11 protein-coding genes are annotated in these 11,810 nt (G+C 69.6%); 6 read left to right on the top strand and 5 right to left on the bottom strand.

All coding sequences use genetic code 11. The annotated features are described in order from the left end of the window. Nucleotides 1-88: 88 nt before the first annotated feature. Both ACIBCM_RS27445 and ACIBCM_RS27440 read right to left on the bottom strand, forming a co-directional pair. Entirely contained in the window at nt 89-457 is a 369-nt protein-coding gene (locus ACIBCM_RS27445; RefSeq protein WP_399247696.1) for a hypothetical protein, read from the bottom strand. Between the two features lie 129 nt (nt 458-586). After that, complete coding sequence (locus tag ACIBCM_RS27440; RefSeq protein ID WP_399247694.1) at nt 587-946, bottom strand: hypothetical protein; 360 nt, start codon at nt 944-946, stop codon at nt 587-589. Nucleotides 947-1,097: 151 nt separating this feature from the next. Here ACIBCM_RS27440 and ACIBCM_RS27435 point away from each other — a divergent pair, with 151 nt between their 5' ends. The 4 genes from ACIBCM_RS27435 (at nt 1,098) to mfd (ending at nt 6,942) form a co-directional block, all read left to right on the top strand. Next, nucleotides 1,098-1,925 carry a Scr1 family TA system antitoxin-like transcriptional regulator gene (locus ACIBCM_RS27435; RefSeq protein WP_399247862.1) on the top strand — a complete coding sequence of 276 codons (828 nt, stop codon included), beginning with the start codon at nt 1,098-1,100 and terminating at the stop codon, nt 1,923-1,925. After that, nucleotides 1,922-2,134: a DUF397 domain-containing protein gene (locus ACIBCM_RS27430; RefSeq protein WP_399247693.1), complete on the top strand. Its 213-nt coding sequence runs from the start codon at nt 1,922-1,924 to the stop codon at nt 2,132-2,134. The genes ACIBCM_RS27435 and ACIBCM_RS27430 overlap by 4 nt, the downstream gene beginning before the upstream one ends. A gap of 83 nt (nt 2,135-2,217) precedes the next feature. Beyond that, nucleotides 2,218-2,649 (top strand): PPOX class F420-dependent oxidoreductase, encoded by a 432-nt coding sequence (locus ACIBCM_RS27425; RefSeq protein WP_399247691.1) that lies wholly within the window; start codon nt 2,218-2,220, stop codon nt 2,647-2,649. Between the two features lie 654 nt (nt 2,650-3,303). Next, on the top strand, nt 3,304-6,942 hold the full coding sequence (mfd, locus tag ACIBCM_RS27420; protein WP_399247689.1) for a transcription-repair coupling factor: 3,639 nt from the start codon (nt 3,304-3,306) through the stop codon (nt 6,940-6,942). A gap of 70 nt (nt 6,943-7,012) precedes the next feature. On the opposite strand, the gene ACIBCM_RS27415 is transcribed toward mfd, so the two are convergent. Then, nucleotides 7,013-7,288, bottom strand: a complete 276-nt coding sequence (locus tag ACIBCM_RS27415) for a hypothetical protein (protein ID WP_399247687.1) — start codon at nt 7,286-7,288, stop codon at nt 7,013-7,015. On the opposite strand from ACIBCM_RS27415, the gene ACIBCM_RS27410 reads away from it, so the two are divergent. Both ACIBCM_RS27410 and ACIBCM_RS27405 read left to right on the top strand, forming a co-directional pair. Continuing rightward, entirely contained in the window at nt 7,281-8,414 is a 1,134-nt protein-coding gene (locus ACIBCM_RS27410; RefSeq protein ID WP_399247685.1) for a tetratricopeptide repeat protein, read from the top strand. The genes ACIBCM_RS27415 and ACIBCM_RS27410 overlap by 8 nt on opposite strands. A 225-nt stretch (nt 8,415-8,639) precedes the next feature. Continuing rightward, nucleotides 8,640-9,410 carry an HNH endonuclease family protein gene (locus ACIBCM_RS27405; protein WP_399247683.1) on the top strand — a complete coding sequence of 257 codons (771 nt, stop codon included), beginning with the start codon at nt 8,640-8,642 and terminating at the stop codon, nt 9,408-9,410. A 393-nt stretch (nt 9,411-9,803) separates the two neighbouring features. On the opposite strand, the gene ACIBCM_RS27400 is transcribed toward ACIBCM_RS27405, so the two are convergent. Continuing rightward, nucleotides 9,804-10,643 carry a hypothetical protein gene (locus ACIBCM_RS27400; RefSeq protein WP_399247681.1) on the bottom strand — a complete coding sequence of 280 codons (840 nt, stop codon included), beginning with the start codon at nt 10,641-10,643 and terminating at the stop codon, nt 9,804-9,806. 50 nt (nt 10,644-10,693) lie between these two features. After that, nucleotides 10,694-11,602 carry a DUF4352 domain-containing protein gene (locus ACIBCM_RS27395; protein WP_399247679.1) on the bottom strand — a complete coding sequence of 303 codons (909 nt, stop codon included), beginning with the start codon at nt 11,600-11,602 and terminating at the stop codon, nt 10,694-10,696. Nucleotides 11,603-11,810 lie beyond the last annotated feature (208 nt).

The raw sequence follows: 11,810 nt of genomic DNA, 5'->3' as shown, positions 1-11,810 counted from the left end.
ACCGTGACGGGCGCGGCGGTCGACCGTGAGCAGCGCAGGCAGCGGGCGGAGCGCTCGGGCGGTACGGGAACGGTGAGCCCTCGCAGGTTCATCCCGCCGCTCCCCGGCGCGCCGGCACGGAGAACTGTCCGTACCGCGCGTAGAGGCCGTTCAGGATCCGGACCTGCCCGCCGATCGCCACGTACACCAGCCTCCGTGGCCGCCGGACGACGGCCTTCAGCCGGAGTGTCCGGTCCAGCAGGCAGTACGGGCGGGTCAGCCGGACATCCTCGCCCCGTAAGGGTGCGTGGCGTTCGATGACATGCACCGGCGTCGGGGTGGGCCAGGGACGCTCCCAGAGGCCGACCGGGACACCGGCGGGGCCGGCATCCGGGGCCTCGGCGGCCCGATGGCGTCCCCGGGAGGGAAGCACCAGCTCCAGTGCCCGGACGAGGGCATGCCGGACAGCGTCACGCATACGTGGTTCAGCTCCTTGTCGGCTGCTCTGCGAGCCCCGGTGGACCGGTCCTGAGCGGTACGCCGGGGCGATTTGTCTGCGGGAATAGGCGCGGGCGGCGGGCGGTCGGGCCCGATGGCGCGGGCGGCCTCAGGTGCTTCCCTGGTTGAATAGAACGTTCCATCCAATGCGGGTACGGCTTTGAATGTTGGCGTCCTTGACGGCGTCGCTCATGGCGTCGGACTGGACGGCGGGACGCAGATCCCGGGCGGGCGCGTCCCACTCGCGTCCGCCATTGAGCGGCCGGAGCTGGTAGTTGGTGCCGACGCGATCCATGACCCGCCCGACCTTGCCGAGCCCGATGTCTTTGACGACATCCCCGAGCGCGGGGGAGTAGACCTCGGAGTCCTCCGCCGGATCGTTCAGGGCAGAGTGCCCTGTGCGGGCCTGTCCGAGAGCGTGCGTCCCACCGTTCCCCTCGGCCTGGAACGGTGGTTCTCTGCCGGTCATCGTCGTAAGCCGCCCTTCGCTCGTCGTGCCCTTGCGGTGCGTGTTCAGGTGAACACAACGAGGCGTAGAATGGCCTTCTTTGAATGAGATCATTCAAATCCTGGCGCCCATGGGATGCCTGGTGGAGATGGCAATTGGGGAGGTCGGACGCATGAGGGACGCAGAGCCTGGGCAGAGTTTGAATCCCCTGGAGCGCTTCGGTCTGGAGGTCCGAGAAGTGCGCCGTGGCCGCAAGCTCACGCAGAAACAGCTGGGCAGAGCGGCCGGGTACACCGACGGATACGTCAGCAAGGTCGAGGCGGGTGCCCTCATGCCGAGCGAGAAGTTCGCTCACGGATGTGATCTCGCGTTTGGGACACATGGCCTCTTCGCGCGCTTGCTGCGTCGAGTTGAGGAAGGGGAGCATCCCTCATGGTTCGTGCCGTACCTGCAACTGGAGTGGAAGGCGGCGCGCATTCTCGACTTCTCGACCACGAGCATCATGGGGATGCTGCAGACCGAGGAGTACGCGCGAGCCATCTTCCGCGCAGGGCATCCACGGGAGGCGGCGGAGGTGATTCAAGGCAAGGTCTCGGCACGCATGAGTCGTCACGAGGTCCTACAGCGGGAGCAGCCGCCGACGCTGTGGGTCATCCTCCACGAATCCTGTCTGCGGACTGTGGTCGGTGGCCCGGTGGTGATGGCCGGGCAGTTGGAGCATCTGATCTCCATGGCCGCCTCGCCCGGAGTAGATCTTCAGGTGATCCCGTTCTCCGCGGGCGCGGCCGCCGTGCACACACTGGCGTTCACACTGCTCGCGTTCGACGATGGCCCGACGGCGCTGTACGCGGACGATGTCCCCAAGGGCGGCAGGATCTACCGCTCTCCGGACACGGTGAGCGCTGCCGTGGAGAACTTTGATCGGTTGCGAGCCCATGCCCTGCCACCAGATGATTCGGTAGCTCTGATGACGGCCGTGCACAAGGAGTACACACCATGAGTCAGCACGAATTCACCGCGATCGACTGGGTCAGTTCGTCCTACAGCGGCTCATCCGGCGGGCAGTGCGTCGAGTGGGCCCCCGCATACACCGCGTCCCACACCCTCGTCCCCATACGTGACAGCAAGATGACGGGCGGTCCGACCGTCGTGGTCGGCACGGAGGCGTGGGATTCATTCGTCGAGGCCGTGAAGGGGGCCGCGCTGTAGGAGATCGCCCGGCCGCCACCCGAACGGCCGCCGAGATCGCGCGGGACGGAATACGGGGCCTCCGGCCGCCCGTTGGGGCCGACATGGCAGACACACACTTCGACCCGCACGCCCTGCTCGCACGGAGCCGGCTCGGCGTACTCGCGACGATCAAGTCCGACGGGCGCCCGCAGCTCTCTCCCGTCCTTCCGTTCTACGACAGGGCGGCCGGTGTCATCAGGGTGTCGACCACCGACGGGACCGCCAAGGTCGCCAATCTGCGCCGGGACCCACGGGCGGCGCTGGAGGTGACCAGCCAGGACGGCCGGGAGTGGGCGACCGCCGAGGGCACGGTCACCGTGGTTGGGCCCGGTGACGACCCGCACGGTCCCGAGGTCCAGGCGCTGGTCGACTACTACCGCGCCGCCGCCGGTGAGCACCCGGACTGGGACGAGTACCGGTCGGTCATGGTGTCCGACCGCAGAGTGCTGGTGACGATCACGGTCGACAACGTCTACGGGGCGAGCCTCCGCTGACGGTTCCCTCGGCTCTTGTGGGTCGGACGCCCTGGGTTCCGTCCCGAGCGCGGCCACTTCCATCCGTCCGGCGTTTGAGGACGGACCCGTGCCGGGGCTACCCCGTGCTGAGGGTCCGTTTCCGTCGCTGCCCGCTGTCTCCAGGGGTGGATGCTCCTGGGGTTCGGCGCGGGGCCGGGCGGCCATTCTCAGCCCGTCCGGCGTTTGAGGACGGACCTTGGGTGCGGGTTACCCGAGCCGGGATGCGGGGTGCCTCTTCGCGCCTGCCCTGGCCGTGTGTCCGGTGCGGGCGCCTTGGACTTCCTCGCGTCTCGGAGCCGGGGGAGGCCATGTTCAGCCTGTCCGGCGTTTGAGGACGGACCCCCGCCCGGGGCCACCCGCACCGCGGGGATCGGCCGCCCCCGGGGTTCTCTTTCGTGTGGTGCGCGCACCCGGGGGCGGGGTTGGCCTCCGGGCCCCCGAGGTCGGGACAGGTGCGCCGGGGCAGGGGCGTCGGCGGGGCGGGGCCGTACCGCGGAGGACGCCCCCGCCCCCGGGGGCTCCGCGCGCGGGGAGCGCGGGGGCGGGCGTACGCTGGAGACCCCCGGCCCGTTCAACGTGTCGGGTCCTTCGCGTTGCCCGCTCGCCGCCTCGTCCTGGGATGGAACCGTTTTCATGAGCCTGCACGGTCTGCTCGATGCCGTCGTACGTGACCCCGCGCTCGCCGAAGCGGTGGACGCTGCCCGTGGCGCGGGCCGTATGCATGTCGACCTGGTCGGACCGCCCGCCGCGAGGCCCTTCGTGGTGGCCGCGCTGGCGCGGGACAGCGGGCGGCCGGTCCTCGCCGTCACCGCGACCGGCCGGGAGGCCGAGGACCTGGCCGCGGCGCTGCGCTCACTGCTGCCCGAGGAGGGCATCGCCGAGTACCCGTCCTGGGAGACGCTGCCCCACGAGCGGCTCTCCCCCCGCTCCGACACCGTGGGCCGCCGCCTCGCGGTGCTGCGCAGGCTCGTCCACCCCTCGAAGGACGACCCGGCCGCCGGGCCCGTGTCCGTGGTGGTCGCGCCGATCCGTTCCGTACTGCAACCGCAGGTCAAGGGCCTGGGGGAGCTGGAACCGGTCTCCCTGCGCACCGGGCGGCAGGCGGATCTGAACGAGGTCGTGGACGCGCTCGCGGCAGCCGCGTACTCCCGGGTCGAGCTGGTCGAGAAGCGCGGCGAGTTCGCCGTGCGCGGCGGCATCCTGGATGTCTTCCCGCCCACCGAGGAACATCCGCTGAGGGTGGAGTTCTGGGGCGACGACGTCGAGGAGATCCGGTACTTCAAGATCGCGGACCAGCGCTCTCTGGAGATCGCCGAGCACGGACTGTGGGCCCCGCCCTGCCGTGAGCTGCTGCTGACGCCCGAGGTGCGGGAGCGGGCCGCCGCGCTCGCAGAGGCCCACCCCGAGCTGGGCGAACTGCTCGGCAAGATCGCCGAGGGCATCGCCGTCGAGGGGATGGAGTCCCTCGCGCCGGTGCTCGTCGACGACATGGAGCTGCTCATCGACGTACTGCCCCGGGGGTCGATGGCCGTGGTGTGCGACCCGGAGCGGGTCCGTACGAGGGCGGCGGACCTGGTGGCCACCAGCCAGGAGTTCCTGCATGCCTCCTGGGCCGCGACGGCGGGCGGGGGAGAGGCCCCCATCGATGTCGGCGCGGCCTCGCTGTGGGGTATCGCGGACGTACGGGACCGGGCCCGCGAACTGGAGATGATGTGGTGGTCGGTCTCCCCGTTCGCCTCCGGCGCCACCGACATCGCAACCGCACCCGGAACCGGGATCGGAACGGGAGCAGGAGCCGGGACAGGGACGGGGACAGGGACGGGGTTCGGCGCCGATGGCGGGCTGCCGGACGACATCGTCGGCGACGACACCCTCAAGCTCGGCATGCACGCCCCGGAGTCCTACCGCGGCGACACCGCCCGCGCTCTCGCCGACACCAAGGGCTGGCTCGCGAACGGCTGGCAGACGGTCTATGTGACCGAGGCCCACGGCCCCGCCACCCGTACCGTCGAGGTGCTCGGCGGTGAGGGCATCCCCGCCCGGCTGGACCCCGGCCTCGCGGACATCTCGCCGTCCATCGTCCATGTGGCGACCGGCTCGATCGACTACGGCTTCATCGACCCGGCGCTGCGGCTCGCCGTGCTCACGGAGACCGATCTGTCCGGCCAGAAGGCGGCCGGCAAGGACGGCCAGCGGATGCCCACCCGCCGCCGCAAGACGATCGACCCGCTCACCCTGGAGACCGGCGACTACATCGTCCACGAGCAGCACGGCGTCGGCCGCTACATCGAAATGGTCCAGCGGACGGTTCAGAACGCGACCCGCGAGTACCTCGTCGTCGAGTACGCCCCCGCCAAGCGCGGCCAGCCCGGCGACCGGCTCTACATCCCCACCGATCAGCTGGAGCAGATCACCAAGTACGTCGGCGGCGAGGCGCCCACCCTGCACCGCCTCGGCGGCGCGGACTGGACGAAGACGAAGGCGCGCGCGAAGAAGGCGGTCAAGGAGATCGCCGCCGATCTGATCAAGCTCTACTCGGCCCGGATGGCAGCTCCGGGTCACGCCTTCGGCCCGGACACGCCCTGGCAGCGGGAGCTGGAGGACGCGTTCCCGTACGCGGAGACCCCCGACCAGCTCTCCACCATCGCCGAGGTCAAGGAGGACATGGAGAAGACGGTCCCCATGGACCGGCTGATCTGCGGCGACGTCGGCTACGGCAAGACCGAGATCGCCGTCCGGGCGGCGTTCAAGGCGGTCCAGGACGGCAAGCAGGTCGCGGTCCTCGTACCGACGACCCTGCTGGTGCAGCAGCACTTCGGCACCTTCTCCGAGCGCTACTCCCAGTTCCCGGTCAACGTCCGGGCGCTGTCCCGCTTCCAGTCCGACACGGAGGCGAAGTCCACCCTGGAGGGGCTGCGCGAGGGCGCGGTCGACATCGTCATCGGCACCCACCGGCTGTTCTCGTCCGAGACGAAGTTCAAGGACCTCGGACTGGTCGTCGTCGACGAGGAGCAGCGCTTCGGCGTCGAGCACAAGGAGCAGCTGAAGAAGCTGCGCGCCAATGTGGATGTGCTCACCATGTCCGCCACCCCGATCCCGCGCACCCTGGAGATGGCGGTCACCGGCATCCGCGAGATGTCGACGATCACCACCCCGCCGGAGGAGCGCCACCCGGTCCTCACCTTCGTCGGCCCCTACGAGGAGAAGCAGATCGGCGCGGCCATCCGCCGTGAACTGCTGCGAGAGGGCCAGGTCTTCTACATCCACAACCGGGTCGAGTCCATCGACCGCGCGGCGGCCCGGCTGCGGAACATCGTCCCCGAAGCCCGTATCGCCACCGCCCACGGCCAGATGTCGGAGAACGCGCTCGAACAGGTCGTCGTCGACTTCTGGGAGAAGAAGTTCGACGTCCTCGTCTCCACCACGATCGTCGAGTCGGGCATCGACATCTCCAACGCCAACACCCTGATCGTCGAGCGCGGTGACAACTTCGGCCTCTCCCAGCTCCACCAGCTGCGCGGCCGGGTCGGCCGGGGCCGTGAGCGCGGTTACGCCTACTTCCTGTACCCGCCGGAGAAGCCGCTGACGGAGACCGCGCACGAGCGCCTCGCGACCATCGCCCAGCACACCGAGATGGGCGCGGGCATGTACGTCGCCATGAAGGACCTGGAGATCCGCGGCGCGGGCAACCTCCTCGGCGGCGAGCAGTCCGGCCATATCGCGGGCGTCGGCTTCGACCTGTACGTCCGCATGGTCGGCGAGGCGGTCGCCGACTACCGCGCCTCCATCGACGGCGGAGTGGTGGAGGAGCCCCCGCTGGAGGTCAAGATCGAGCTCCCCGTCGACGCGCACGTCCCCCACGACTACGCGCCGGGCGAGCGGCTGCGCCTCCAGGCGTACCGTGCGATCGCCTCCGTGAACACCGAGGAGGACATCAAGGCGGTACGCGAGGAGCTGACCGACCGCTACGGCAAGCTCCCCGAGCCGGTGGAGAACCTGCTGCTGGTCGCGGGGCTGCGCATGCTGGCCCGCGCCTGCGGGGTCTCCGAGATCGTGCTCCAGGGCTCGAACATCCGCTTCGCACCGGTGGAGCTGAGGGAGTCCCAGGAACTGCGCCTGAAGCGTCTGTATCCCCGTACGGTCATCAAGCCCGCGGCCCACCAGATCCTCGTGCCCCGCCCGGCGGCAGCCAAGATCGGCGGCAAGCCGGTGGTGGGCCGGGAACTGCTGTCGTGGACGGGCGAGTTCCTGACGACGATCCTGTCCGGCTGACGACTGCTCCTGGTCCGGGCCGCCCCGGCGCAGTTCGGGTCTGCGGCCGGACCAGGGACCGTTATGGTCCTCAGGGGCGTCGCTGCCACCAACGGCGCTTGGCGATCGCGATTTTGACCTGCTCGCCGTGGACGGTGATGACCGTGTGCCAACTGCCATGGGTGTTCAGGGCGCGTTCGACGGTGCCTGCGGAAAATGCCTTGTTGGCCATCAAGGCGCCCTGTGACGCTGCCTCCGGCGCACGCGCCACAAGGTCGGTGATGTACTCCATGACGGCCAGTTGCGCGTCAGGGAGGGAGTGGACTCGCACATCCCTTCCGTCCAGCGTCAACGTGTAGTTGCCCATCTACACCTTTTCCCTGCAAGCGATCACAGACCAACAGCCCTTGGCGGGAGATCTGCTGCGCCTGCTCGGCTGGCTGGCCCCCTCTCCGCTGCCACGCGACGTCCTTCGAGAACTACCCACCGACCTGAGTGAGGACCCGTTCGCCGTGGAGGAGGCTCTGGCTCTCCTCCACGACTACAGCATGATCACCTTGACCCGCCGGACCGTGGCAGTCCACGCCCTGGTCCAGGCAGTCGCACGTGCTCCCGACGCCGCCGATCCCAATCGAACGGGTGAAGCCATCGCCAGGGCCCGCCGATACGCCACGGAGATGCTGGAGCGTGCCCTGCCGGAGAACCCTCTGCTCAATATCTCCGGCTGGTCCCGCTGGCGCGAGCTCCTGCCCCATCTGCGGGCTCTTACGGACCGGACCCCTGCGGAGGGCGACCTGTGCGTCGCCGGTCTGCTCGTAGCCGCGTCCGGATTCCTCCAGGGCGACGGCAGTCCGGCCACGGCCGTATCCTGCGCACAGCGCGCGGTCACCATCTACCGGCGCCTGGAGGGCTCCGACCACCCGGACACTCTCTTCGCGCGCAGCTTCCTCGCCAGCGCTCACCGGGCCGCAGGCGATCTGGACAGCGCGGCCCCACTGCATGAGCAGCTTCTTGCCGACCACGAGCGCCTACACGGTCCTGATCACCCTGATACCCTCACAGCCCGCGCGAACTTGGCCTACCTTCATGGCCTACGGGGCCAGTCGGCGGCGGCGCGTGATCTGCACGAGCGGAACCTGACCGACATGCAGCGCGTCTACGGATCCGACCACCCACACACCGTCAACGCCCGCGCGAATCTGGCTGCCGCCTACCGCGACCTGGGTGAGGTGCAGAAGGCCATCGGTCTTCACCGCGAGGCAGTTGCCGACTCCGAGCGTGTCCATGGCCCCGATCACCCCGAGACCATTACCGCCCGGAGCAACCTCGCCTGCGCCCTCCACCTTGCCGGTGATTTCGATGCGGCCCTTACTCTCCATGGTCGCGTCCTGGCCGACCGGGAGCGTCTCTATGGCCACGAGCACCATCTCACCGATCTGGCCCGTGAGTTTTTTCAAGGCACCCGCACAGCACGTGACAGGGAGCAACGATGACTGCGGACCGTCCTTCGGCCCCAAGGTATGGCAAGCGTGGCCGGCAACCTGTCGAAGAGGTCGACGTCCCTGGTGCCCACCGTGCTGCCTCCTCCCGCAGACATTGGACGCGTCGCCTCGTCCGCCCCGCCCCTGATGGGTGCTCGGTTCGATCGCCACGCGCGGCACCGGCACTGCTCCTGCCCGGGGCGGTGACCGGGACGCTGCCATCAGTACTCTGCGGAGGTGAAGAACAGTCGTAAGGCCCGCAGAACGTATGCGATCGCCCTGCTCGGTACAGCCGTTCTCCTCGCCGGGTGCGAGAAGGGTGACGGTCCGTCGGCGGACGGTGGGGGCGGCGGGGCGGGAAGTGCGGACGCGCGCGGTGTCAGCCCGCTCGACAACCCCGAGGGGACGCGGCCCGGTCTCGGTGCCATCGGCACGGGCGGGGCACGGGCCGAGGCGCGGCGCCTCATCGAGACGGTGCCGACCAAGGGGCGCGGGCCCAAGACCGGTTACGGGCGGGAGCGCTTTGGGAGTGCGTGGCTGGATACGGCGGACGGGGTGCCGCTGGCGCGTAACGGCTGTGACACCCGTAATGATCTGCTCGCCCGGGACGGCCGGGATCTGCGGTACCGCGAGGGCTCGGACTGTGTGGTCGTGGCGATGACCCTGGACGACCCGTACACCGGCGCGGTCATCGACTGGCGCAAGCGGGACGCGTCGGCCGTGCAGATAGACCATGTGGTCCCGTTGTCGTACGGCTGGCAGCTGGGCGCGGCCCGCTGGAGCGACGAGAAGCGGCGGCGGTTCGCGAACGACCCGCTGAATCTGCTGCCCGTGGACGGCCCGGCGAACGGGCGGAAGGGCGATTCGGGTCCCGCGTCCTGGCTCCCGCCGAACAAGAAGGTGCGGTGCGCGTACGCGGTGCGGTTCGCGCAGGTCGCGGTGGAGTACGACCTGCCGGTGACCGCCCCCGACAAGAGGGCGATGCTCACCCAGTGCCGAGCCCCCTGACGCCGGGCCGGCTGTTCATCGCGAGCCGCGGCGAGGGGTGTCCCCATTGGATGGATCGTTCTATTCGGTGAGCAACAGTGGGGGAGCGGGCGGGGCAGCGGCCGCCGTCGGTCGCGCGTTCCGGTGCGTACTCGACCCGGAGTGACCGGCCGGTGCGGCGGAGGGCTCATCGAGGGCCCCTTCCGCCGGGCGAGCGGCGAACGATGCGCCGCTCCCGTCGCGCGTGTGGTGTACGGGTGCAGCGCGCCGCTTCTTTCCGGCCGGGACCGACTCCGCCGGGGCGGCACCCGCCGGAGGCGGCACGCGAAGAAGGCCGCTCCCCCGGGGCGGCCTTCTTCACGGTCGGGCGACGGGTCCGGGCGGGTCGTACGACCCCGGGCCCGTCTGGTCCCGCTACCCGATGTCCAGGATCTCCCCGGCCGGGGGTTTCTTCGCCGGGACCGGCTTGTCGTAGTCGGAGAAGGTCATCGTGCCCGGCTCCGCACTGCCCGCCTCGTCGAGCCGGAGGATGTAGGGCTGCCCCTCCACGGCGACATAGATGGTGTAGGTCGTCCGGCCGGCCTTCTCGATGAGCTTGAGCGCCTTCCGGCCGTTCACCGTGGTCTCACCGGCCCGGCGGGCGATCGTGCTCTCGTCGCCGAGGACCTCGCCGAGCAGCTTGTCGAGATCACAGAGTTCGAGCATGTCCTTGGCATCGGGCTCGGAGAGGCCGGCCTTCACCCACTTGCCCTTCATCATGGCGATGACCGCGTCCGTTTCCGCCTTGGGCTCCCCTGTGGACTCCGCCCGGAGGAACGCCTCGTCGAACCGCATGTACGCGACGTCGCCGATCTTGATCAGATCCATCCTGCCGGACGTCCCGGGGGACATGTCCCCCGCACAGTCGCCCTTGGAGCTGATGGCTATCCGGGCTCTCATCGGGCCGTCGGACGACGTGCCGTCCATGCCGAGGGTGAGGGAGGTGGCGCTCTTGGTGGCCTTGACCGCCATGGTGGCGATCTCCCCTCCGGACTTGCCGGGGAACGCCTCGGCCGGGGTGGTCGAGTCCTTCCCGGTGCCGCCGGACTCCCCGCCACCGGACTTCGCGGCACCGGCCGGACTCCGGCTCTCACCGGAGGTCTTGGACTCCTTGCTGCCCTTGGAGTCCTGACAGGCCGTGGCACCGAGTGCGAGTGCCGCGGTGAGGACGGCGACGGCGAGGGTCCGGCCGCGGCGGGAGGGGGTGACGGGCATCGGGTTCTCCGTGGGGTGGTGCGCGGCGGTGCGAGGAGCCGGGCGGACGGTCAGAGCTTCAGTTCCCAGATCACCGCGTCGTGGGTGAAGTCGGGGGTGACCTCGACCGTGAGGTCCTTGGCGGTGGCCGGGGTGTCGAAGGCGTAGGTCACCGTGGACTTCTTCCCGGGCAGGATCGTGCCGTCGAAGCCGCCGCCGACCTTGTCGTCGAAGATCTGCTCGGCGGTGACACCCTCCGCACCGGCGCGGGCGTCGGCGAGGACCAGCGTGGAGTCGAAGCTCTCCTGGCCGGCGTTCTCGACGACCACGGTGACCTTGTACGCCTTGTTGCCCGGCGTGACGCCCGAGGCGTACTCGCTCGGGGTGTAGGGGCTGGCGGCGGAGACGGTGACCTTCAGGTTGTCGTCGTAGACGGCGGTGTCACCGGCCGCGAAGACCTCACCGCCGCCGCCCGACCCCTTGTCGCCGCCCCCGCTCTTGCCCTTCCCCTTACCCTTGCCCTTGCCTTTCCCCTTGCCCTTCTTGCCCTTGTCGAACGAGTCGGTGTCGGACTCCGCCGAGGACGCGGCTTCGTTGACGGACCGGTCCAGCTCGTCCACCGCGTCGCCCATGATCTGGAGCGTGAACACCGCGCCGACGACCGCGAAGACCATGCCGACGCCACCGAGGATCGCGCCGACGGGGTTGTTCGGCCTGCCGTTCTTCGCCCGTCCCGACAGGCCGACGATCAGGGCGACCAGACCGAGGATCCCGCCGATCCAGAAGAGGAACGGGATCAGACCGACGATGAGGGCGATGATGCCCAGCACCAGCGCGGCCTTGGGGCGCTTCGCCGGCGGATCGGCGCGGTGGGAGGGGCCGGAGCCGCCCCACTGCGGGTCCTGCTGGGGCCCGCCCCACTGGGGGGTCTGCTGGGGTCCGCCGTGTGGGGGCTGAGGCTGCTGCATGGAGTGGGACATGGACGTTTTCTCCCGGACATAACGGTGTGTGGGCCGGATGTTGTCAACGGCCCCGTGAAGCGACGGGGGTAATAAGAGCAGAGCCTGTGAACCGAGTCAACATGGGTTGTGTGATTGTGCACTGCATGCAGTGTGAATGGGTCTCTCTGGTGAACATCGGTATGATCGGCAACACAGCGGGGGGGCTACCGAGCAGCGGGTGCGGATG

The organism is Streptomyces sp. NPDC051018 (assembly GCF_044456085.1).
In the GTDB taxonomy this organism is placed as follows: domain Bacteria; phylum Actinomycetota; class Actinomycetes; order Streptomycetales; family Streptomycetaceae; genus Streptomyces.
The sequence above is the reverse complement of the archived record's forward strand: the minus strand, read 5'-3'. Positions and strand labels throughout refer to the sequence as shown.